The sequence below is a fragment of the Brevundimonas bullata genome (assembly GCF_014207965.1).
Classification (GTDB): domain Bacteria; phylum Pseudomonadota; class Alphaproteobacteria; order Caulobacterales; family Caulobacteraceae; genus Brevundimonas; species Brevundimonas bullata_A.
In genome coordinates this window covers 712285-733986 of the sequence record NZ_JACHLM010000001.1, presented here as the reverse complement: position 1 = coordinate 733986, position 21702 = coordinate 712285, and the positions used below count along the sequence as shown (strand labels likewise).

The following is a 21702-nucleotide window of genomic DNA, read 5'->3' as shown; positions in this document are numbered from 1 at the left end:
TGTGGCTACTTGCCGATGCAGAAGGTCGAAAAGACCTCGCCGAGAATGTCCTCGACGCCGATGGCGCCGGTGACACGCGCCAGGGCGTCAGCCGCCCGGCGCAGGTCGTCGCCCGCCATCTCTGGCGCCAAGTCCAGAGCGCGACGCCCTGCCTCCACCGCGGCAAGGGCTTCGACCAGGCGACGACGATGGCGCTCGCGCGTCACCGCCGGGAAATCGGCGCCCGACAGGTCGCGCGCCAGACGGGTGGCGATCCAGCCATGGAGATCGGACAAGCCCTCCCCGCTCGTCGTGCTGACGGACAGGGCCTCAAGCCCGTCAACCGGCGTAGCGGCGCCGAGATCGGCCTTGTTCAGGATCTGCAGATCCTCAGTCTGGGCGAAGGCCGCGGCGGGGTCATCCCCCTGCCCTTGATCTGGCGCGCGGACCCAGAGGCGCAGGTCCGCGTCTTGCGCTCGAAGCCGCGCACGGCGGATGCCCTCGGCCTCGACCACGTCCTCGCTGTCGCGCAGACCGGCGGTGTCGGACAGGGTGACGGCATAGCCGCCGATCATCAGTTCGGCGTCGAGAACGTCGCGGGTGGTGCCGGCGATGGGCGTCACGATCGCCGCCTCACGCGCCGTCAGGGCGTTGAACAGCGACGACTTCCCGGCGTTGGTCTCGCCGATCAGGACGATGCGGTAGCCCTCGCGCACCCGCCGCCCCCGGTCGGAATCGGCCAGAGCCGCGCGCAGATCGGCGGCCAGCTGGTCCAGAACCGGACCGGCGGTGCGGGCCAGATTGTCGGGGACTTCCTCGTCGGGGAAATCGATCTCGGCCTCGACCAGAGACAGGGCCTTCAACAGGTCGCGACGGAAACCCGCATAGGCGGCGCTGAGGGCGCCGTCCAGCTGACCCAGGGCCTGAGCTTTCTGGGCGGTCGTCTCGGCGTCGATCAGGTCAGCGACGGCCTCGGCCTGCGCCAGGTCCATGCGGCCGTTCTGGAAGGCGCGACGGGTGAACTCGCCCGGTTCAGCGGGGCGCACATCGAGCGCGATCAGCGCGCGGCTGGCGGCCTCGAGCACGGCCTGGCCGCCATGCAGATGCAACTCGGCGGAGTCCTCGCCGGTATAGGAGTTGGGGCCGGGGAAGCGCAGGACCAGGGCTTGATCGACCGTCTCACCGTCATGGCGCAGGGTGCGCAAGCTCGCCAGACGCGCGGTCAGGCCCCCGGCCCCCAAAGCGGTCAGGGTCGCGTCCACGCCCGGCCCGGACAGGCGGATGATGGCTATGGCGCCTCGTCCCGGCGGGGTGGCCAGGGCGAAGATGGTGTCGGCGTTGGTGGTCAAATCGTCAGCCCTTGGGGGCGCCCGTGACGGCGGCTTCCATCAGGCGACGGAACTGATCCTGGGCCTGGGCGCCGAAAGACGTCCAGGTCTTCATCAATTCATCGGGCTGCAGGGACGCCATGTTGGCGTCCATCCGCTTCTGCATCTCGGCGACCAGATGGTCGTTGAGCACGGTCACGTCGGGCAGGCCCAGGAAGGCGCGGGCCTCGGCCGGGGTGCAGTCGATTTCAATGTTCAGCTTCATGTCGTCTGCCTTTCAGGCCGGACTTCGTTTCACGTGAAACATCCCCTCAAGCAGCCGCCCGCCGCGCGGGCGGCGCTAGGGCCGGGATTATGTGTTCATGGACTGGAAGAAGTCGCCGTTGTTCTTGGACTGGCGCATCTTGTCGAGCAGGAACTCGATCGCGTCCTGCGGCCCCATCGGGTTGAGGATGCGGCGCAGGACATAGGTCTTGGCCAGCTGATCCTTCGGCGTGATGAGGTCTTCCTTGCGGGTGCCGGACTTGAGCACGTCGATGGCCGGGAAGATGCGCTTGTCGGCGACCTTGCGGTCCAGAACGATTTCCGAGTTACCCGTGCCCTTGAACTCTTCGAAGATGACCTCGTCCATGCGGCTGCCGGTGTCGATCAGGGCCGTGGCGATGATGGTCAGCGAACCGCCCTGCTCCACGTTGCGCGCGGCGCCGAAGAAGCGCTTGGGCCGTTGCAAGGCGTTGGCGTCGACGCCGCCGGTCAGCACCTTGCCCGACGACGGGACGGTGGCGTTATAGGCGCGGCCCAGGCGGGTGATGGAGTCCAGCAGGATCACCACATCCTTCTTGTGCTCGACCAGACGCTTGGCCTTTTCGATGACCATTTCGGCGACGGCGACGTGGCGGGTGGCCGGTTCGTCGAAGGTCGAGGCCACGACCTCGCCCTTCACCGTGCGCTGCATGTCGGTGACTTCTTCGGGCCGTTCGTCGATCAGCAGGACGATCAGGAAGACTTCCGGGTGGTTGCGCTCGATCGACTTGGCGATGTTCTGCAACATCACCGTCTTACCCACGCGCGGCGGGGCGACGATCAGGCAGCGCTGGCCCTTGCCGAGCGGGGCGACGATGTCGATGATCCGGCCCGAGCGGTCCTTCAGCGTCGGGTCCTGGATTTCCATGTGCAGGCGCTCTTCGGGATAGAGCGGCGTCAGGTTGTCGAACAGGACCTTGGTCTTGACCATCTCCGGATCTTCGAAGTTGATCGTATCCACCTTGAGCAGGGCGAAGTAGCGTTCGCCTTCCCGCGGACCGCGCACGGCGCCATGCACCGTGTCGCCCGAGCGCAGGCCGAAGCGGCGAATCTGCGACGGCGAGACATAGACGTCGTCCGGACCCGGCAGGTAGTTGGCGTCGGGGCTGCGCAGGAAGCCGAAGCCGTCGGGCAGGATCTCCAGCACGCCCGAGGCGATGATCTCGACTTCTTCGTCGGCCAGGGTCTTCAGGATGGCGAACAGCAGGTCCTGTTTGCGCAGGTTGCCGGCGTTCTCGATCTCCAGGCTTTCAGCGAAGGCGACCAGGTCTTCCGGCGTCTTCTCGTTCAGTTCCTGCAGGGTGATGCGACCGTTGGGCACCATCGGTTCGCCGTCGTCGTCCTCATCGTCGGCCGTGGTGTCGACGCCGGTGTCGTCGTTGACGATCTGAGTTTCCTCGGCCTCGACTTCGGGCTCCGCAGGCGCCTCGACCGGCGCCTTGGCGCCGCCCAGCGTCAGCGTTTTGCGCGGACGTTCGGCAACAACTTCAACGGCTTCGGTGGACTGGTCGTTGTTTTCAGGCGTGTCGGTCATGGCGTGCTCGCTCGCGCGCTCGGACGCATTCCTGCGTCGAGGCGGTTCGTCTGTCGATGTCGCGGCCTTGCGGCCAGAGGGAGGGCGACGGGCTCCCGCAGGATCAATCCGGCAGGCGTCGCGAGAAGAGAGGGACCGTCCTGCAGCCTAGGCCGAACGGTTCATCGCCAGCGGAACCACGAATGACCGGGCGCCGTCAAGCAAGGCCATTCTTTTTGACCGCGATCAAAAGGCTCCGCCTCTTCGACCCGACGCGGCCTGGCGCTTCGCGCGCTCAGACAGCAAGCGACCGCGTCGCGAGCGATAGCCCCCTAAAATGCCCACTCCAGCGTGACGGACAGCACCATGACGATGGCCAGGATAAAGGGGATCTCATTGGTCATGCGCCAGAAGCGGCCCGAGTATTTCGACGTCCCGGCGGCGATCTTCTTCCGTTGACCGGCCAGGAAGCCGTGCCAGCCCGCCAGCAGGAAGACCCCGACCAGCTTGGTGACCATCCACGGTTGATGCGCGAAGCTCCAGTCGGCGCCGTCGCCGCTGCGCAGCCACAGCAGCCATCCGCCGAAGACGAAGGCCAGGATCATGGCCGGATTGATGATGATCCGCAGCAGGCGAGTCTGCCACAGGCGCAGCAGGGCCTGCATTTCGCCGCGCAAGGGCTCGGGCTTGGCGTTTTGCTCGGCGTCATAGGCGAACAGGCGCGGCAAAAAGAGCATGCCGGCCATCCAGGCGATCACCGCCAGGATGTGGAGCCCGCGGGCCAGGTTGTAATAGTCCATGAGGCTCCCCTCGGCCGGTCAGGCCGCCTTTGAACACCCTGCAGGACAGGCTTTCAAGCGGGCGCATGGTCCCCCCTTGGACGCCCCCTGCGGCGCCACGCCCGGCGTTTCCAGCGCGGCCTCGACGGCCTGGGCCAGAGCGGCGATGAAGGCCGGCTCTACGCCCAAGGCTGGCGCGCGCAGATAGGGGGCGCAACCGACCTGTTCGGCCAGTTCGCCATACTCGTGGTCCAGTTCGACCAGGGTCTCGATGTGCTCGGACACGAAGGCGATGGGCACGACCACGGCGCCCACCCCGTCCCGGCCCGCCTGCTCGACCGCCTCGGGCGTCGACGGCCCTAGCCATTTCAGCGGCCCGACCCGGCTCTGATAGCAGATCGCCCAGTCGGTCAGCCCCATGCGGGCGACGACGGCGGCCACGGTGGCCTCGACCTGGGCCTGATAGGGATCGCCGGCGGCGACCAGTTTTTCCGGAATGCCATGGGCCGAAAACAGCACGCGCACCGGCTGGCCCTCGGCACGATCCATGGTCTCGCGGATCAGTCGGGCCTGGGCTTCGATCAGACCTTCGGCGTCGGGATAGCAGCAGACGGCGTGGACCTCGCCCGGCCCCTTGTAGGCCTCGCGCCAGGCCTTCAGCGACGAGGCGGTCGTGGTGGTCGAGAACTGCGGATAGAGCGGCAGCAGCACCACGTGATCCGGCTGGAACTCCGCCACCGCCTTGGCCGTGTCCTCGGTGAAGGGGTGCCAATAGCGCATGGCGATGAAGACCTCGGTCTCGTCGCCCGGCGCCGCGTCGGCTAGAGCCTCCGACAGGGCCGCCGCCTGTTTCAGCGTTTCGGGCAGCAGAGGCGAGCCGCCGCCCATCCGGGCGTAGTTGGCCTGGGCCGACTTCTCGCGGCGCGACGAGATCAACCGCGCCAGAGGCGTGCGCACAATGCCCGGCAGACCGATGATGGCCGGGTCGTTGAACAGGTTGAACAGGAAGGGCTTGACCGCGTCCGGCCCGTCCGGCCCGCCGAGATTGGTCAGCACGACCGCCACGCGCCGGCCCGCTCGCTTGGTCTCGGCGGTCTGGGTCATTGGGCGCCGATCCGACGCAGGACTTGCTCCACGTGCGCGATCGGCACGTCCGGCAGAATGCCGTGGCCCAGGTTGAAGATCCACGGCCCCTGCCCCCAGGCCTCCATCAACTGATCGACGCGACGATCCAGCATCGGACCGCCCGCGCGCAGCAGCAGCGGATCTAGAGCACCCTGGATCGGCTTGAGGGCCTGAACGCGCTTGCCGACCTCCAGAGGACAGGCGGTGTCAAGCGCCACGGCCTGAACGTCGCACTCGGCGGCATAACGCTCCGCAAGCGCCGCAGAGCCTCTTGGGAAGCCGATGATCGGCACGGTGACCCCCAGGGCCCGCGCACGCGCCACAAGCGCCTGGTGAGGCTTCAGGACCAGAGTCTCGAAGAGATCGTCAGGCAGACCCTCGGCCCAGCTCTCGAAGATCTTCAGCACCTGGGCGCCGGCGTCCTGCTGCATCTTCAGATAGTGGGCGGTGGCCTCGACCAGAACCTCCAGCAGGGCCGCGACCTTTTCGGGTTCGGCATAGGCGTAGGTCCGAGCGGCGGCGCGCTCCCCCTTCATGATGGTGCGGGCTTCGCCGTCCAGCATATAGGTGGCTACAGTCCAGGGCGCGCCGGCGAACCCGATCAGAGCCTTGGACGGATCCAGTTCAGCGCGCACCAGGCTCAGGGTCTGGCCCACCGACTTCAGGGCTTCCCCAGCTCCGGATGCCAGCTCCCGCATCGACTCCACAGACGGCAGGGCGCCTAGGCGCGGACCTTCGCCGGCTTCAAACCACACCTTTTGTCCCAGGGCCCCCGGGATCAGCAGGATGTCAGCGAAGACGATGGCGGCATCGAAGCCGAACCGGCGCATCGGCTGAAGCGTCGCCTCGGCCGCCATCTCCGGGTTCATGCAGAAGGCGATGAAGTCCGGCGCCTTGGCCCGCAGTTCACGGTACTCGGGCAGGTAGCGCCCCGCCTGACGCATGAACCATACGGGCGGACGTGTCGTGGTCTGGCCCTGGAGAGCCTGGATCAGAAGAGGAGTGCTCATGCTCTCGGCTTTAGGATGCACACCCCCAAGCCTCAATCCCTATTCAAGAATAAGAATTTGAAAGAATTGGAGGATGGAAGCAGGGCGCTGGACAGCGGGGACAGAATTGGAAACTCCCGTCGATCGACAGGTTTCTCCCCGTTTTTGAGAGAACGAATCCTGGGGCCGGCTGGATGGGGTGTTCATAACGGGGATAACCCGCTTCAGGCCCGGTGTGACAGGAGTCCGATCTGGGCGCCGTTGTGGGAAAGGCGCCGGGCGCCAAATTTGGATAAGGCGCCTTATCCCCTGGTGAGGATAAAAATTCGGCGCCTGTATGAACGACTCCAGGCGCCGTTCGGCAATCGGCGCCCGTGATCCCCGCTCGCGACCGGGGCGAGAGCTTGCTAGAGGATTCGGCGCCCAGTCGGCGCCCAGCCGATGTCAAACGGCGCCCCGGCTTTTGCACAGGCTTCGGGGAAAGAGTCCGACGCTATCCGGGCGCGACAGGATGAGGAGACGATCAGAGCCATGAGCCCCGCCCGCCCCTCGTCGCGCCTCGCCACCTATTTCCATGTCCACCTGGTCTCGGACTCGACCGGCGAGACCCTGAACGCCATGGCCAAGGCCGTGATCGCCCGTTTCGACGGCGTCATTCCGATCGAACACATCTACGCCCTGGTCCGCTCGCCCAGGCAGATGGAGCGGGTGCTGGAGGAGGTCGCCGGGGCGCCGGGCGTGGTGCTGCACACCCTGGTCGACCGCGAACTGCGCGAACAGCTGGAGGAAGGCTGTCGTCGTCTGCAGACGCCGCAGATCGGGGCGCTGGATCCGCTGGTCGGCGCCCTTTCGGGCTATCTGGGGACCAATATCTCGACCCGCGTGGGGGCCCAGCACGCTCTGGACCACGGCTATTTCAACCGTATCGGCGCCCTGGACTTCGCCATCGCCCACGACGACGGCCAGGGGACGCTGGAGCAGCTGGAGCATGCTGACGTGGTCCTGTGCGGTGTCAGCCGGACCTCCAAGACCCCGACCTGCATCTATCTGGCCAACCGCGGCATTCGCGCCGCCAACGTCCCCCTGGTGCCAGGCCAGGAAGACGGCGAGCGGCTGACCCAGTTGAAGAACCCCCTGGTCGTCGGTCTGACGGTCTCGCCCGACCGGCTGGTGCAGATCCGTCGCAACCGGCTGGAGGGGCTGAACGCCCACCATGCCTCTGACTATGTCGATCATGACGCGGTGCGGGAAGAAACCGTCAAGGCGCGGCGCGCCTTTGAACGGCGCGGCTGGCCGACCATCGACGTGACCCGCCGCTCGGTCGAGGAGACCGCCGCGGCCATCATCAACCTTCTGAGCGAGCGGCGCACTCGCCGTGTGGGGACTGCCTGGTGAAAAACGACGGCGAACGGCTGATCCTGGCCTCCAAGAGCGCGGCGCGACGCGCCATCCTGACCGAGGCGGGCGTGCCGTTCACGGTTCAGGTCGCCGACGTGGACGAGGACGCGTTGAAGGCGCCGGGCGTCGATCCGGCCGCACTGGCGGTCGAGCTGGCCCGCGCCAAGGCCCTGGCCGTGTCGCGCCATGACGCCGACGCCTGGGTCCTGGGCGCCGACCAGACCCTGGCCTTCGACGGCGGCCTGGTCTCCAAGGCCCCGACGCTGGAGGCGGCGCGCGAACGCCTGATCGCTATGCGCGGGCGTTCGCACCAGTTGCATTCGGGCGCCGCCCTCGCCCGCAACGGCCAGGTGGTCTGGTCCGGCGTGGACACGGTCGAGATGAAGATGCGCGACTTCTCGGACGCCTTCCTCGACGCCTATCTGGCGGCGGAGGGCGCGGCCCTGCTGGCCTGCGTCGGCTCCTACCGGCTGGAGGGCCTGGGCTCTCAGCTGTTCGAGGCCGTCGAGGGCGACTACTTCACCGTTCTGGGCCTGCCGCTGTGGCCGATTCTGGCCGAGCTGCGCCGCGCCGGAGTGATCGGCTCGTGAGCCCCTCCCCTGCCCTCGGTAAGAACCGCATCACCGGCGCCGCCATGCTGGCGGGCATCGCCGGCCAGCCGGTGACCCATTCGCTCAGCCCCGTGATCCATAACGCCTGGCTCGAAGCCGGCGACATCGACGGCGCCTATATGCCGTTCGCGCCGAACGATGCGGCCGGCTTCGATGCTCTGGTCACCGCCGGACGGGCCGGTCTGGTTCAGGGCCTGAACGTCACCGCCCCGTTCAAGGAACAGGCTTTCGCCTTGGCCGACGAGGCCAGCCAAGCCGCTCAGGCGACCGGCTCCGCCAACATCCTCGTCTTCGACAACGGCCGCGTCCTGGCCGACAGCTCCGACGGCGTCGGCGTCCTTTACGCCCTGGCCGAACAGGCGCCGGCATTGAATCTGAAAGGCGCCGTCGTGGTCATGCTGGGCGCCGGGGGCGCCGCGCGCGCTGGCGCGGGCGCCCTGATCGAGGCGGGGGCGCAAATCCGCATCCTCAACCGTTCGCGTGATCGGGCCGAGGCCCTGGCCGCCGATCTGGGACCCGCGGTCAGCGTCGCCGACGAGACCGCCCTGGCTGAAGCCGATCTGGTCATCAATGCGCTGAGCGTTCAGCCGAGCATCGACCTGTCGGTGCTGAAACCGAACGCCGTGGTCATGGACATGACCTACAAGCCCGTCGTCACCCCCTTCCTCGCCGCTGCCCGTGCGCGTGGTCTGACCACGGTGGACGGTCTGGCCATGCTGATCGGACAGGCGGCGCCCTCGTTCACCGCCCTGTACCGCCGTCCGCCGCCGCCGATGGACCTGCGCGCCCTGCTGCTGGCCCATCTGGGAGAAGCCGCGTGATCATCCTCGGCCTGACCGGCTCGATTGGCATGGGCAAGTCCACTACGGGACGGATGTTCGCCGACGAAGGCGCCCTGGTCTGGGACGCCGACGCCGCGGTGCATCGCCTCTATGCGCGGGGCGGGGCGGCGGTCGAACCCCTGGGTCAGGCCTTCCCTGGCGTGGTCGTCGACGGCGCCGTGGACCGCACCCGTCTGACCGAGTCGCTCGGTCGCGACGAGACCGCCTTCAAACGCCTGGAAGCTATCGTCCATCCTCTGGTGGCCCAGGACCGAGCTCAGGATCTGGCGGCGGCGCGGGCTGAGGGGGTGCGGCTGGCCGTGCTGGACATTCCCCTGCTGTTCGAAACCGGGGGCGACGCCTTCGTGGACGCCGTGGTCGTGGTCACCGCCGATCCCGAGATCCAGGCGGCGCGCGTCCTGGCCCGCCCCGGCATGACCCGCGAGCGCTTCGAGGCCATCCTGACCCGGCAGACGCCCGACGCCGAGAAACGCCGTCGCGCCGACTTCCTGGTCGACACTGGGCGCGGGCTGGACGCGGCTCGTGAACAGGTGGCCCAAATCGTGGGGACAGTTCTTGATCCCGCGTGGACGCCTCCGCGCCGAGGCTGAGGCCGCCCTTCCGTTGCGATGCGGCTTGCCTCATTAAGGGGCATGGCCCGCGAAATCGTTCTCGACACCGAAACCACTGGCTTCGATCCCAAGACGGGCGACCGTCTGATCGAGGTCGGCTGCATCGAGATCCATGACCTGCTGCCGACGGGACGGACCTTTCACCGTCTGGTCAATCCCGAGCGGCTGATCCCGCCGGATGCGATCCGGGTCCACGGCATTACCGACGAGCACGTCAAGAATGCGCCGAAGTTCCACGAGATCGCCGCCGACCTCCTGGAGTTCGTCGGCGATGCGCCTCTGATCGCGCACAACGCCAACTTCGACCGCAACTTCATCGACTTCGAATACAGCCGCATCGGCCAGAAGCCGCCGCCGCAGGAGCGGTGGATTGACACCCTGCAGCTGGCGCAGAAGCGGTTTCCGGGGATGCCGAACTCGCTGGACGCCCTGTGCAAGCGCTTCAAGATCTCTCTGGTGGACCGCACCCTGCACGGCGCCCTGATCGACTCCCGCCTGCTGGCCGAGGTCTATCTGGAGCTGCGCGGCGGCAAGGAACGGGCGCTGGACCTGACCACGACCCGCAGCCCGCAGGCCGTGGCGGCGGCGGCCTCGGTCAGCCATGGGGCGCGGCCCAACCCCCTGCCGTTGCGCTCGACCGAGGCCGAACAGGCGGCGCATCTGGCCTTCCTGAAATCCACGCTGAAAGACTACAGCCTGTGGGCGGGTTACGGCGTGACCGTCGAGGTCGAAGCCAAGGACGAGGCGGCGGCCTAAACCACGGCGTTCATCAGGATGTAGGTCCCGGGCTTGTCCTGATGGGCGTCGATCTGCGGCGCCAGACGGCGGAAATGCTCGCTGGCGCAGTGGGCGCCCAGCGCCGCCTGATCGGGCTATTCCTCGATGAAGATGAAGTGGCCGGGCTGGCGCTGATCCGCAAACAGATCATAGGCGACGCACAGGGGCTCTTGCCGCGTCAGGCCCACCAACTCGCGATAGAGCGGCATGACGGTTTCGACATGCCCGGGCTTGATGAAGTCCTCGGCGATGACCTTCAGCATCATGGTTTTCTTTCCACATAGAAAAAGGGACGCCCCAAAGGACGTCCCTCAACTCTTCCGCTCAAGCAGCGAGGCGCCGCGCGCTTCGCGGTAGCGGTCTTACTTGAATTACGCCTGGCCGGTTTCGGCCGGGCCGCTGGCGATCTGCTGCTGGCGGGCGACGTAGATGGCGGCGAAGTCGATCGGGTCGACCATGAAGGGCGGGTAGAAGCCGCCGTCCGAGGTGGCCTGGGCGATGATCTGGCGCGCGAAGGGGAAGAGGTAGCGCGGGCATTCGATCAGCAGCATGGGCTCGATGTCCTGCGGGGCAACTCCGGTCAGGGCGAACAGGCCGCCATAGACGAGTTCCACGTGAAACACTGGGGTCTTGTCGTCGCCCGTGGCCTTGACCGAAAGCTTCAGGTCCAGCTCGAACAGGCCGTCGGGACGACCGGCCGCGTTCATTTCCACGCCCATGTCGATGGCGGGCTTGCCCTCGATGCGCAGGCTTTCCGGGGCGCGCGGGTTCTCGAAGGACAGGTCGCGGACGTACTGCGCCATGATGCGGAAACCGGGACCGGCGGGCTGGCCCTGGCCTTCCATCGTCTCGGTCTGGCCGTTGGCGGTGTCGGCGGGGGCGGTGGCGTCGGTCATGAAGGTAGCCGTCAGTCTGAAAACTAAGGGACGCCGGACCGCTCCGGGCCCGGGGTGAAGGGCTCGCGACTACCACGGCGAGGCTATTGGCCGCAACGGCGACACCCGCGTTCTGAGCCCCCCTTGCCTTGCGTATGGCGAGATCGCCCCCTAATCCTCACCATAACAGATGCGCGCCCGTCGCCCCCCTTGGGCGCGCGCCAATCAGGTGAAGCCCGTGCCCATCCAATTCCAGATCGTCATGTTCGCCATCGTCGCCGCGGTGCTGCTGTTCATGCTCTATAATGTGCTGGGCAAGAAGGTCGGGCGTCAGCCTCAGGAAGACGCCCGCCTGCCCCAGGCCGCCGCCATCGGCGGCCAGGCGCCGGCCCCCGCCACGCCGAGCCTGGACGCCGCCACGGCCGCCGCCGTCGCCGGTCTGAAAGCCCGCGACCCGGCCTTTGATCCCGCCCGCTTCATCGAAGGCGCGCGTCAGGCCTATGAGACCATCGTGCGCGGCTACGCCTCGGGCGACCGCGAGGCTCTGCGCCCCCTGCTGACCCCCTCGGTCATGACCTCATTCGAAGCCGGCATCGCGGCCCGCGAAGCGCGCGGCGAGCGTGAGCAGGCCGAGTTCCTGCACACCCCCCGCGCCGACCTGGAGCTGGCGACGGTCAAGGACGACCGCGCCGTCGCCAAGGTCCGCTTCCTGGCCGAGATGCGCAGCACCGTCACTCCCGCCGAGGGGGAGCCGACGACGGAAGAGCGTCGCACCGCCGAACTGTGGACCTTCGAGCGCGCCCTGGGCGCCGCCGATCCCAACTGGGTCCTCGCCCGCGTCGAGCCGGCCAGCGCCTGATGTCGGCGTTCGCCCTGCCGCCCGTCCCGCAATGGGGGCGGTCGGGCGTGATGAAGCTCGGCGCCCTGTCGCTGCTGCTGTTCGCAGCCGCCTGCGCTTCGACGCCGCGCGTGACGCCGCCGACGCCGACCGGCCCCGGACCGATCTCGCCGCCCAAGACCTCGGTTGACGGCATGAGCCTGAGCGCCCTGCCCGGCTGGGCCGAGGAAGACCATCTGGCCGCCTTTCGTGCCTATGCCATCGGTTGCGCCCCGGCCCGACGTGGCGGCGCCGACGCCGTCTGCGTCCGCGCTCGCGGTTTGTCGTCTGCGCGCCTGTCGCCTAGCGAGGCCCGCGCCTTCCTCGAAGCCAACTTTGTCGCCGTCGAGGCCCGTACCGACGACGGCCGCGCCGGCCTGCTGACTGCCTATTTCGCACCCGAGTATCCGGCCCGCCGCGTCCCCGACGACGAGTTCGACGCCCCGGTGCTCAGCCGTCCGGCCAATCTGTCGGAGGTGGGCGACCGCAGCGCCATCGAGGCCGGTTCGGCCCAATCGACCGCCCTAGCCTGGATGCGGGCCGAGGACCTCTTCTTCCTGCAGATCCAGGGCTCAGGCACCCTGACCTTCCCGGACGGCGCCCGGCTGCGCGCCGCCTACGCCGCCGACAATGGGGCTCGGTTCGTTGGCATCGCGCGCCCCATGGCCGAGCGTGGATTGCTGCCGACCAACGGCACCTCGGGCGACGCCATTCGCGGTTGGCTCTCGGCCCATCGCGGGGCCGAGGCGCGCGCGGTCATGGCCCTGAACCCGCGCTACATCTTCTTCACCGTCAGTCCCGACGACGGCAAGGAGGCCACGGGCGCCGCCGGCGTCCCCCTGCCCGCGCGCCGCTCGGTGGCCGTGGACCCGTCGCGCTGGACCTATGGCGACGCCGTGTGGATCGAGGCCGACGGCGGCAACCTCATCGGGGCCCGCGCCAGCTATCGCGGCCTGGTCATGGCGCTCGACACCGGCTCGGCCATCCGCGGCCCCGTCCGCGCCGATCTCTACATCGGCCGGGGGGATGCGGCTGGGCAGGAAGCCGGCGCCGTGCGGCATCCCTTGCGGATGTGGCGGCTGACGCCGAAGGGGTGAGGCGGGGAGGTCAGGGCTGCATTCGACCCGAAGCGGAGGTTAGGCGTCTTTATCCGCAACATCGGGGGCATGACGATCCCATCGCTCCACCAGCCACAGGTATCCTGCATATACGGCTAGACCGAAGGCTCCCAATCCCAAAAGCAGCAGTGCCGCTTGATTGCCATCGACGTCCATCGGCCCCGGCATCCAGGCAATCGACAGTGCGGCTGCAATAAAGCCGATTCCGCTAAGTAATGGAGTGAAGGTTAGCGCGAGACGACGAGGCGCATACCAGTTCGGCTGTTTGTTAAATCCCCACTGCATGGGCAGTTTGGCATGACGGCCAAAGCGCATGTTCGCTCGCGTATACATCCATCCGGCCAAGCCAGTATAAATGGCAAGCAGTAAGATCGCTGTGATTTTCATGAGGAAAACATCACACAAACTGCCTATAGGTTCAATAGAACGCCGGTATATATACAGTCGTCGTGTGTCCGCTCCCCACCCTTAGCTGACTTCGCCCTACCGCCGCTTAAGACTGCCCAGGACGCCGCGCAGGAGTTCGCGGGTGATGGTCGAGCCGGCGGTGCGCAGGACGGACTTGGTCAGGGCTTCCATCGGGGTCTGACGGGACGAGGCGCGGGGGCGCGGCGCGGTGCGTTCGCGCGCAGGGGCGGGGGCGGAACGGGCGGCCTTTTCGGCGGCCTTGGCCTCGGCGGCGACGCTGGCGGTTTCGGCCTCGATGCGCTCGGCCTGGGCGCGGCGGGCGTTCAGCACCTCTTCGGCGGACTCGCGGTTGACGGCGGTGTCATAGGTCCCGCGCACCGGGCTGGCGGCCATGACGGCGGCGCGTTCGGCGTCGGTAGCGGGGCCGAGGCGCGAGTCCGGCGGACGGATTTTCGTCTGGGCCACCACGGTCGGGGCCCCCTTCTCATCGAGCGTCGAGACCAGGGCCTCGCCCACCCCCAGCCCCTGAATGGCCTCGGCGGTGTCGAAGGCGGGATTGGGGCGGAAGCTCTGGGCCGCGGCGCGCAGGCCCTTCTGTTCAGCGGGGGTATAGGCGCGCAGGGCGTGCTGCACCCGGTTGCCCAGCTGGGCCAGGACGGTGTCCGGGATGTCGGCCGGGTTCTGGGTGACGAAATAGACCCCGACGCCCTTGGAGCGGATCAGACGCACCACCTGCTCCACCTTTTCCAGCAGGCCCTTGGGCGCGTCGTTGAACAGCAGGTGGGCCTCGTCGAAGAAGAAGACCAGGCGCGGCTTCTCCGGGTCGCCGATCTCGGGCAGCTGCTCGAACAGTTCCGACAGCAGCCACAGCAGGAAGGCCGCATACAGGCGCGGGCTGTTCATCAGCCGGGTGGAATCCAGCACATTGACCTGACCCCGTCCGTCCAGCGAGGTGCGCATAATGTCCTCCAGCCGCAGGGCCGGTTCGCCGAAGAAGGCCTTGCCCCCCTGCTGCTCCAGTTGCAGTAGAGCGCGCTGGATGGCGGCGATGGAGGTGGGCGAGACATTGCCGACTTCGCGGCCGATGGTCTGGGCGTTCTCGCCGACATAGGCCAGCAAGGCGCGCAGGTCCTCGAGGTCCAGCAGCAGCAGGCCCTCCTTGTCGGCGACGTGGAAGGCGACGGTCAGGACGCCTTCCTGCACGTCGTTCAGCTCCAGCATCCGGGCCAGCAGGGTCGGGCCGACGTCGGACACGGTGGCGCGGATCGGGTGGCCCTTCTGGCCGTACAGGTCCCAGAAGACCACGGGCGCCGCCTTGCCGGTCAGGGTCAGCCCCATCTGGCCGGCGCGCTCGGCGAACCGGACCGTATCGCCCGGCTGGCTGATGCCCGACAGGTCGCCCTTCACGTCGGCGCAGAAGACCGGGACGCCGGCCTCGGAAAAGCCCTGGGCCATGATCTGCAGGGTCACTGTCTTCCCGGTGCCGGTGGCGCCCGCCACCACGCCGTGGCGGTTGGCGCGCTTGAACAGCAGGGTTTCAGCGGCGCCCTCGAAGGACTGGCCGAGGAAGAGGGCGGCGGGATTGTCGGTCATTCGGGCGGTCTCCGGCTTCCGGCGCATGGTTATCTGACACGGCGGGGGCTGCAAGGCGGAACCGCGAGGCTTTACAGCGATTGACGCTGTCCCCGACGCCCCCGACAGTCCCGCTCATGAAACTGCCTCTCACGGTTCCGACCTCCTCGGTCGCGCGCAACGCCCTGGTCCTGATCGCCGTCGTGGCGGGCGGGGCGGCGCTCTATTGGCTGCGGGACATCCTGACCCCCCTGGCCATGGCCATCTTCCTGATGATCATGATCGACGGGATGAAGCGCGCCATCGAGCATCGCACCCCGGTGCCGTCGCGCTTCGCCGGGGCGGCGGCCCTGATCGTCGTGGTGATCGGCTTCCTGCTGTCGATCTGGATCATCGTCGACGGGGCGGCGGGCTTCTTCACCGACGCCTCGGGCGCCTCAGCCGGCATCGGCCCCCGCCTGGACCATATCATCGCTGACGTCAGCGGCCTCGTCGGGGTCAAGGACCCCCCGACCCTTCAGGATCTGATCGCCGGCATCGACGTGCGCGGTTGGCTGACCCAGGCGGCGATGCAGGCGCAAGGGGTCGCCTCGGGCGCCTTCTTCGTCATGGTCTATCTGGGCTTCCTGCTGGCTTCGCAGGCGGGCTTTCGGAAGAAGATCGTCGCCATGTTCCCCGACCGGGGCGCGCGCAACGAGGCGCTGGAGGTGTTCAACCGCGTGCGCGGCGGGGTCGAGGGCTATCTGTGGGTCCAGGCCGTCACCGGCGTCATGATCTGCGCCGTGGCCTGGGCCATGATGCGGGCGGTGGGACTTCAGAACGCCGAGTTCTGGACCTTTGTCATCTTCATCGTCGGCTTCATTCCGGTGCTGGGCGGGGCCATCGCCGGCCTCGCCCCGCCCCTGTTCGCCCTGGTCCAGTTCGAGAGCTACTGGCCCGCCCTGATCCTCCTGATCGGTTTGCAGACCCTGCTGTTTGTGGTCGGCAATCTGGTTCAGCCGCGCATGCAGGGCGACAATCAGAACATCGATCCCGTGGTGGTCCTGCTGGCCCTGGCTCTGTGGGGCAAGATGTGGGGCGTGCCGGGGATGTTCCTGTCCACGCCGCTGGCGGTCATGGCCATGGCCATCCTGGCCGAGTTCAAGGGCTCGCGCTGGATGGCGGTCCTGCTCTCCGGCGACGGCGAGCCCTATGCCCCGCGCACGGCGGAGGCGAAGAAGGATCGCGGGGATGGTTGGTTCAAGCGTCTGTGGGGGCGCGGCAAGGCGCCGCATGAAAAAGAACGGAATGAAGGCTGATCCTGCCCTTGATCCGCCATATCTGCCGACTATCTGTTCAATCAGACGACGCGGCCTCCCTCCCCCCCTCCGGCCGCGAAGTCCAGAGGACCGGCGCTCCTTCCCCCTCCTGCGCCGGACCCGAGCAGGCCGTCGAGCGTTTACGTTCGACGGCCTTGTTCGTTTTAGGGCCCGGTTCAACCGGCGCGCCGTGCTGATCCGGGCGGAAATGGGGCGATTGCTGTCGTCATTGTGGCCTTGTGGAGGAGGAAACACTCCGCAGTGGGCCTCTCGCGCAACATGGTGCGCTGCACACAGGAATTCAGGGTCTTAGGCGCCTCTCGCGGCCTAGCCAGTTTCGCCAGCCGCGCTAAGGTGCGCCCGTCAAAATCCCTGCGGCCGCTGGCCGTGCTGTCCGAGACCTCACCATGTCCGCCGCTTCGCGCACTGTTTCCGCCACGCCAGCCACCCTGGAGGCGCTGGAGGCGGCCTATGCGCGCATTGTCGACGGCCCGCCGGGCGCTGCCGAAAAGTCCTTCCTGGCCCAGGCCTTCGACGACTACGCCGCCGATGAGACCCCTGAACTGGGCGGCGACGACCTGGCGGCCCTGCTGGCCCAGGTGTGGCGCTCGGCCAAGACGCGTCAGGCCGGCGAACCGGCCCGCGTCACCGTCGGCGCCCTGGTCGGGGCTGACGGCGCGCCGACCGGCTATGACAGCGTCCTGATCCTTCAGGACGACGCCCCCTTCCTGGTCGACAGCGTCCTGGGCGAGCTGGCTGACGCCGGCGTCACCGTCCGCGCCCTGTTCCACCCGGTGGCCGAGATCGAGGCCGGGCGTCGCGACTCGCTGATCATCGTCATCGTCGATCCACTGCCCCAGGAACGTCGCGACGTTCTGGGCGAAGGCCTGGCCCAGGCCATGGCCGACGTGCGCGCCGCCGTGGGCGACCACGGCGCCATGGTTCAGGCGATGCGCGACGCCGTCGAGCATCTGGAAACCGCGCCGCCCGCCGCCGTCGATCCTGCCGTGCTGGAAGAAAACATCGCCTTCCTGCGCTGGGCCAAGAGCGACCACTTCGTCTTCCTCGGCGCCCGCGACTACGCCTATCCGCGCAAGGCCGACGGCGGTTATGCCGCCGAGGCGCCGCTGGAGGTCTCGGATCAGGGGCTCGGCGTCCTCGGCGATCCCGAGCGCCGCGTCCTGCGTCGCGCCTCGGAACCGGCCGTCCTGACCGCCGCCATGCAGCGTCAGCTGGACCTCAGCGAGCCGGTGACGGTGGCCAAGGCCAATATCCGCAGCCGCGTCCATCGCCGCGCCTACATGGACTATGTCGGGGTCAAGCGTTACGGCGCGGACGGCAAGGCCTCGGGCGAGACCCGTTTCGTCGGCCTGTTCACCGCCGAGGCCTATGACAAGATGGCCAAGGAGGTGCCGCTGATCCGGCGCAAGGTGGCCAACGCTCTGGAGCGCGCCGGCAAGGCCCCGGGCAGCCACAACTACAAGCGCCTGAAGAATATCCTGGAGAATTATCCGCGCGACGAGCTGTTCCAGATCAGCGAGGACGAGCTGCTGGCAACGGCGCTGGGCATCCTGCACCTGTACGACCGCCCGCGCATCCGGCTGTTCTCGCGTCAGGACCCGTTCGACCGCTTCGTCTCGGTGCTCTGCTTCATCCCGCGTGAACGCTTCGACGCCGGCCTGCGCCAGCGCATCGGCGGCATCCTGGCCAAGGCCTGGGGCGGTCGGGTTTCGGCCTGGTATCCGCAGCTGTCGGACCAGCCGCTGACGCGCGTCCACTACATCATCGGCGTCGAGCCCGGCGCCCACCTCAACCCCGATCTCAAGGCCCTGGAGGCCGAGGTGGCCGAGGCCGGCCGCAGCTGGATCGACCGTTTCGAAACCGCCCTGCGCGCCGCCGATGTCGATGAAGTGGCGGTCGGTCCGACCAGCGCCAAATGGGCCGACAGCTTCGGCGTCTCCTACCGCGACCGCTATGACGCCGCCGAGGCCGTGGCCGATCTGGAGCAGTTCGACCGTCTTAACGACGGGTCGACGGGCGACGGCGTCCACGCCGAACCGGTGGCCGTCCGCGCCTTCCGCACGGCGGACGAAAGCACGCTGCAGTTCCGCTTCAAGCTTTACCGTCGCGGCTCGGCCGTGCCCCTGTCCGACGTTCTGCCGATCCTGGCCGACATGGGCCTGAAGACGCTGGAAGAATCGGACCACGTCGTCCGCACCACGGGCGACGCCCCCATCTATATCCACGACTTCCTGCTGGAAGACCCGCGCGGCGAGAGCCTGACCTTCGCCGACATCAAGGCCCCGTTCGAGGCCGCCTTCTCGGCGGTCTGGACCGGCCGCACCGAGAGCGACGGCTTCAACCGCCTGGTGCTGGAGCTGGGCGTCGACTGGCGCGAAGCGGCCTTGATCCGCACCCTCTCCCGCTATCGCCAGCAGACCGGCCTCGACCCGTCGCAGGCGGTGCAGGAAGCGGCCTTGCGCGAGTATCCGACCGTGGCCCGCGCCATCCTGTCGCTGTTCAAGGCCAAGTTCGACCCGGCCCACGGCGGCTCGGTCGCCGACCGCGAAGCCCTGGTCGCCGAGCTGAACGACAAGATCATCGCCCTGTTGCAGGACGTGAAGAGCCTGGATCACGATCGGGTGCTGCGCCGCATCGCCCTGCTGATCGGCGCCGTCAAGCGCACCAACTTCTATCAGGTCGACGCCGAGGGCACGCCCAAGGCGCACATCTCGATCAAGATCGCCTCGCGCGAGCTTGAAGACCTGCCCCTGCCCAAACCCTTCCGCGAAATCTTCGTCTGGGCCCCGCACATCGAGGGCGTCCACCTGCGCTTCGGCCCCGTGGCGCGCGGCGGCCTGCGCTGGTCGGACCGTCGCGACGACTTCCGCACCGAGGTCCTGGGCCTGGTGAAGGCGCAGCAGGTCAAGAACTCGGTCATCGTGCCGGTCGGCTCCAAGGGCGGCTTCTATCCCAAATGCCTGCCGGTCGGCGGCGACCGCGACGCCATCCAGGCCGAGGCCATCCGCGCCTACAAGACCTTCCTGTCCGGTCTGCTGGACATCACCGACAACATCGTCGGCGAGGGCGCGCCCATCCGCCCGGCCAATGTCATGGCCTGGGAAGGCGACGACCCCTATCTGGTCGTGGCCGCTGACAAGGGCACGGCGACCTTCTCCGACATCGCCAACGGCGTGAGCCAGTCCTACGGCTTCTGGCTGGACGACGCCTTCGCCTCGGGCGGTTCCGCCGGCTACGACCACAAGGAGATGGGCATCACCGCGCGCGGCGCCTGGGAGGCCGTCAAGCGCCACTTCCGCGAGATGGGCAAGGACATCCAGTCCGAGCCCTTCACCGTGGTCGGCGTGGGCGACATGTCCGGCGACGTCTTCGGCAACGGCATGCTGCTGTCCAAGGCGACGCAGGTCGTGGCCGCCTTCGATCACCGCGACATCTTCATCGACCCGAACCCGGACCCGGCCAAGTCGTGGGAAGAGCGCAAGCGCCTGTTCGAAACCCCGCGCACCAGCTGGCAGGACTATGACAAGAGCCTGATCTCGGAAGGCGGCGGCGTCTTCTCGCGCGCGGCCAAGACCATCACCCTGACGCCGCAGATCAAGGCCCTGCTGGACATCGAGGCCGACACCGTCGACCCGACGACCCTGATGCAGGCCATCCTCAAGGCGCGCGCCGAGCTGCTCTACTTCGGCGGCATCGGCACCTACATCAAGGGCGCGGGCGAGACCAACGCCCAGGCCGGCGACAAGGCCAACGACGCCATCCGCATCAACGGCGGCGAGGTCCGGGCCAAGGTCATCGGCGAAGGCGCCAACCTGGGCATGACCCAGCTGGGCCGCATCGAATCGGCGCGCGCGGGCGCCCGCATCAACACCGACGCCATCGACAACTCGGCGGGCGTGGACTCGTCCGACCATGAGGTGAACATCAAGATCCTCACCGGCGGCGCCATCGCCTCGGGCCGCCTTAAGGCCGAGGACCGCAACGCCCTGCTGAAGTCGATGACCGACGAGGTCGCCGACAAGGTCCTGGCGCACAACTACGACCAGACCCTGGCCCTGACCCTGCAACAGGCCGAAGGCGCGGATGCGCTGGACGCCCAGCAGGCCTTCATGCAGCACCTGACGGTCCTGGGTAAGCTGAACCGCGCGGTGGAATACCTGCCCGACGACGCCCGCATGGCCGAGATGAAGGCGCAGGGCTCGGCCCTGACTCGTCCCGAACTGGCGGTGCTGACAGCCTATTCCAAGCTGGAGCTGTTCGACGAGATCGTCGGGTCTTCGGCGCCTGACGACGCCTTCTTCGAGCGCCTGCTGGTCCATTACTTCCCGGCCCCGCTGGCGAAGTTCGAAGAGGACATGAAGGGCCACCGCCTGCGTCGCGACATCATCGCCACGGTGCTGTCGAACGAGATCGTCAACATGGCGGGCGCGACCTTCCCCGACCGCCTGCGCGCGGCGGCGGAATGCGACACGGCGGCCATGGTCACGGCCTTTGAAACCGCGCGTCAGGTCTTCCGCCTGGATCAGGCCTGGAACGCCGTCTCGGCCCTGGACCTCAAGATCCCGGCCGAGGCCCAGACGGCCCTCTATCGCGAGATCGCCTTGGTCCTGCGTCGCCAGACCTACTGGCTGGCCCGTCGCGCCGCCCGCACGGAAACCACGGTCGGCGGCATGATCGCCGCCTATCAACCGGCCGCCGACGCCCTGCGCACCGCTGGTCCCGCGGTGCTGTCGCGCTTCGAGCAACAGCGCTTCGAGGGCCGGGTCCAGGCCTTCGTGGCCCTGGGCGCCCCCGAAGACCTGGCGCGCGACATCGCCCTGCTGCGGCCCATGGTGGCCACGGCGGACATCGGCGATCTGGCCAATGAACTGGGCTGGAGCGCCCCGGCCATGGCCCGCCTCTATCACCAGGTGGGCGCCGCCTTCGACTTCGACCGTCTGCGCGTCGCCGCCGGCTCGATCGCGTCGGGCGATCACTTCGATCGTCTGGCCGTGCGTCGCTTGATCCAGGATCTGAGCGCCGAGCAGCAGCAGCTGACCCGCGCCGTGGCCTTGGCGTCGGTCGAGGCGGCGGGCGCGGGCGAGGAAAGCGCGGAACAGGCGGTCGACGCCTGGATCGGCGCGCGCATGGGTCAGGTCGAGGCGCTGCGCGCTGCGGTGGACGAGATCGAAGCCTCGGGCGCCGGCTGGACCTTCGCCAAGCTGACCATCGCCAACGGGGCCATCCGGGAGGTTCTGGGAAGCTAAGAAGCTTCCCAAGAGCGCTAACGCGAGCGACG

19 protein-coding genes are annotated in these 21702 nt (G+C 68.0%); 9 read left to right on the top strand and 10 right to left on the bottom strand.

What is annotated here, in order from left to right; translation table 11 throughout:
• Positions 1-5: 5 nt before the first annotated feature.
• The 6 genes from mnmE to hemE form a co-directional block, all read right to left on the bottom strand.
• Complete coding sequence (mnmE, locus tag HNP51_RS03560) at positions 6-1328, bottom strand: tRNA uridine-5-carboxymethylaminomethyl(34) synthesis GTPase MnmE (protein WP_184267113.1); 1323 nt, start codon at positions 1326-1328, stop codon at positions 6-8.
• Positions 1329-1332: 4 nt separating this feature from the next.
• Positions 1333-1572: a DUF6489 family protein gene (locus HNP51_RS03555; RefSeq protein WP_184267111.1), complete on the bottom strand. Its 240-nt coding sequence runs from the start codon at positions 1570-1572 to the stop codon at positions 1333-1335.
• An 87-nt stretch (positions 1573-1659) separates the two neighbouring features.
• On the bottom strand, positions 1660-3144 hold the full coding sequence (gene rho / locus HNP51_RS03550; protein ID WP_184267109.1) for a transcription termination factor Rho: 1485 nt from the start codon (positions 3142-3144) through the stop codon (positions 1660-1662).
• Between the two features lie 311 nt (positions 3145-3455).
• The gene (locus HNP51_RS03545; protein ID WP_184267107.1) at positions 3456-3923 is read right to left on the bottom strand and encodes a CopD family protein; all 468 of its coding nucleotides are present in this window, start codon (positions 3921-3923) and stop codon (positions 3456-3458) included.
• A gap of 18 nt (positions 3924-3941) precedes the next feature.
• Positions 3942-5006, bottom strand: a complete 1065-nt coding sequence (gene hemH, locus HNP51_RS03540; RefSeq protein WP_184267105.1) for a ferrochelatase — start codon at positions 5004-5006, stop codon at positions 3942-3944.
• Positions 5003-6037, bottom strand: a complete 1035-nt coding sequence (gene hemE, locus HNP51_RS03535) for a uroporphyrinogen decarboxylase (protein WP_184267103.1) — start codon at positions 6035-6037, stop codon at positions 5003-5005. The genes hemH and hemE overlap by 4 nt, the downstream gene beginning before the upstream one ends.
• 510 nt (positions 6038-6547) lie before the next feature.
• Here hemE and HNP51_RS03530 point away from each other — a divergent pair.
• From HNP51_RS03530 to dnaQ, 5 genes are read left to right on the top strand one after another with little or no spacing between them, the layout of a single operon-like run.
• On the top strand, positions 6548-7411 hold the full coding sequence (locus tag HNP51_RS03530) for a pyruvate, water dikinase regulatory protein (RefSeq protein ID WP_184267101.1): 864 nt from the start codon (positions 6548-6550) through the stop codon (positions 7409-7411).
• Positions 7405-8004, top strand: a complete 600-nt coding sequence (locus tag HNP51_RS03525; protein WP_184267566.1) for a nucleoside triphosphate pyrophosphatase — start codon at positions 7405-7407, stop codon at positions 8002-8004. Before HNP51_RS03530 ends, HNP51_RS03525 begins: the two co-directional genes overlap by 7 nt.
• A 44-nt stretch (positions 8005-8048) precedes the next feature.
• Positions 8049-8846 carry a shikimate dehydrogenase gene (locus HNP51_RS03520; protein ID WP_184267564.1) on the top strand — a complete coding sequence of 266 codons (798 nt, stop codon included), beginning with the start codon at positions 8049-8051 and terminating at the stop codon, positions 8844-8846.
• Positions 8843-9457 carry a dephospho-CoA kinase gene (gene coaE, locus HNP51_RS03515; protein ID WP_184267099.1) on the top strand — a complete coding sequence of 205 codons (615 nt, stop codon included), beginning with the start codon at positions 8843-8845 and terminating at the stop codon, positions 9455-9457. The genes HNP51_RS03520 and coaE overlap by 4 nt, the downstream gene beginning before the upstream one ends.
• A gap of 42 nt (positions 9458-9499) precedes the next feature.
• A complete protein-coding gene (gene dnaQ, locus HNP51_RS03510) occupies positions 9500-10234 on the top strand; it encodes a DNA polymerase III subunit epsilon (RefSeq protein WP_184267097.1) in 735 nt (244 codons plus the stop codon).
• Between the two features lie 116 nt (positions 10235-10350).
• Here dnaQ and HNP51_RS18455 read toward each other — a convergent pair whose 3' ends face one another.
• Together HNP51_RS18455 and secB are read right to left on the bottom strand one after the other, a co-directional pair.
• The gene (locus tag HNP51_RS18455) at positions 10351-10521 is read right to left on the bottom strand and encodes a putative quinol monooxygenase (RefSeq protein WP_260398293.1); all 171 of its coding nucleotides are present in this window, start codon (positions 10519-10521) and stop codon (positions 10351-10353) included.
• Between the two features lie 105 nt (positions 10522-10626).
• Entirely contained in the window at positions 10627-11151 is a 525-nt protein-coding gene (secB, locus tag HNP51_RS03500) for a protein-export chaperone SecB (protein WP_184267095.1), read from the bottom strand.
• 223 nt (positions 11152-11374) lie between these two features.
• Between secB and timA the strand changes: the two genes are divergently transcribed.
• Together timA and HNP51_RS03490 are read left to right on the top strand one after the other, a co-directional pair.
• Positions 11375-11989: a TIM44-related membrane protein TimA gene (timA, locus tag HNP51_RS03495; protein WP_311769900.1), complete on the top strand. Its 615-nt coding sequence runs from the start codon at positions 11375-11377 to the stop codon at positions 11987-11989.
• A complete protein-coding gene (locus HNP51_RS03490; protein ID WP_184267092.1) occupies positions 11989-13104 on the top strand; it encodes an MltA domain-containing protein in 1116 nt (371 codons plus the stop codon). The genes timA and HNP51_RS03490 overlap by 1 nt, the downstream gene beginning before the upstream one ends.
• A gap of 39 nt (positions 13105-13143) precedes the next feature.
• On the opposite strand, the gene HNP51_RS03485 is transcribed toward HNP51_RS03490, so the two are convergent.
• Positions 13144-13512, bottom strand: a complete 369-nt coding sequence (locus HNP51_RS03485) for a hypothetical protein (RefSeq protein WP_184267090.1) — start codon at positions 13510-13512, stop codon at positions 13144-13146.
• Between the two features lie 96 nt (positions 13513-13608).
• Positions 13609-15126, bottom strand: a complete 1518-nt coding sequence (locus tag HNP51_RS03480; protein ID WP_184267087.1) for a helicase HerA-like domain-containing protein — start codon at positions 15124-15126, stop codon at positions 13609-13611.
• Positions 15127-15242: 116 nt separating this feature from the next.
• Here HNP51_RS03480 and HNP51_RS03475 point away from each other — a divergent pair, with 116 nt between their 5' ends.
• Together HNP51_RS03475 and HNP51_RS03470 are read left to right on the top strand one after the other, a co-directional pair.
• Complete coding sequence (locus tag HNP51_RS03475) at positions 15243-16403, top strand: AI-2E family transporter (RefSeq protein WP_184267085.1); 1161 nt, start codon at positions 15243-15245, stop codon at positions 16401-16403.
• A 407-nt stretch (positions 16404-16810) separates the two neighbouring features.
• Complete coding sequence (locus HNP51_RS03470; RefSeq protein WP_184267083.1) at positions 16811-21670, top strand: NAD-glutamate dehydrogenase; 4860 nt, start codon at positions 16811-16813, stop codon at positions 21668-21670.
• Positions 21671-21702 lie beyond the last annotated feature (32 nt).

Bases quoted from the DNA above. Each gene is read 5' to 3' on its own strand.
- HNP51_RS03555 (WP_184267111.1), bottom strand. From the start codon at position 1,572: ATGAAGCTGAACATTGAAATCGACTGCACCCCGGCCGAGGCCCGCGCC.
- rho (WP_184267109.1), bottom strand. From the start codon at position 3,144: ATGACCGACACGCCTGAAAACAACGACCAGTCCACCGAAGCCGTTGAA.
- HNP51_RS03545 (WP_184267107.1), bottom strand. From the start codon at position 3,923: ATGGACTATTACAACCTGGCCCGCGGGCTCCACATCCTGGCGGTGATC.
- hemH (WP_184267105.1), bottom strand. From the start codon at position 5,006: ATGACCCAGACCGCCGAGACCAAGCGAGCGGGCCGGCGCGTGGCGGTC.
- hemE (WP_184267103.1), bottom strand. From the start codon at position 6,037: ATGAGCACTCCTCTTCTGATCCAGGCTCTCCAGGGCCAGACCACGACA.
- HNP51_RS03530 (WP_184267101.1), top strand. From the start codon at position 6,548: ATGAGCCCCGCCCGCCCCTCGTCGCGCCTCGCCACCTATTTCCATGTC.
- HNP51_RS03520 (WP_184267564.1), top strand. From the start codon at position 8,049: ATGCTGGCGGGCATCGCCGGCCAGCCGGTGACCCATTCGCTCAGCCCC.
- dnaQ (WP_184267097.1), top strand. From the start codon at position 9,500: ATGGCCCGCGAAATCGTTCTCGACACCGAAACCACTGGCTTCGATCCC.
- HNP51_RS18455 (WP_260398293.1), bottom strand. From the start codon at position 10,521: ATGATGCTGAAGGTCATCGCCGAGGACTTCATCAAGCCCGGGCATGTC.
- secB (WP_184267095.1), bottom strand. From the start codon at position 11,151: ATGACCGACGCCACCGCCCCCGCCGACACCGCCAACGGCCAGACCGAG.
- HNP51_RS03490 (WP_184267092.1), top strand. From the start codon at position 11,989: ATGTCGGCGTTCGCCCTGCCGCCCGTCCCGCAATGGGGGCGGTCGGGC.
- HNP51_RS03485 (WP_184267090.1), bottom strand. From the start codon at position 13,512: ATGAAAATCACAGCGATCTTACTGCTTGCCATTTATACTGGCTTGGCC.
- HNP51_RS03480 (WP_184267087.1), bottom strand. From the start codon at position 15,126: ATGACCGACAATCCCGCCGCCCTCTTCCTCGGCCAGTCCTTCGAGGGC.
- HNP51_RS03475 (WP_184267085.1), top strand. From the start codon at position 15,243: ATGAAACTGCCTCTCACGGTTCCGACCTCCTCGGTCGCGCGCAACGCC.
- HNP51_RS03470 (WP_184267083.1), top strand. From the start codon at position 16,811: ATGTCCGCCGCTTCGCGCACTGTTTCCGCCACGCCAGCCACCCTGGAG.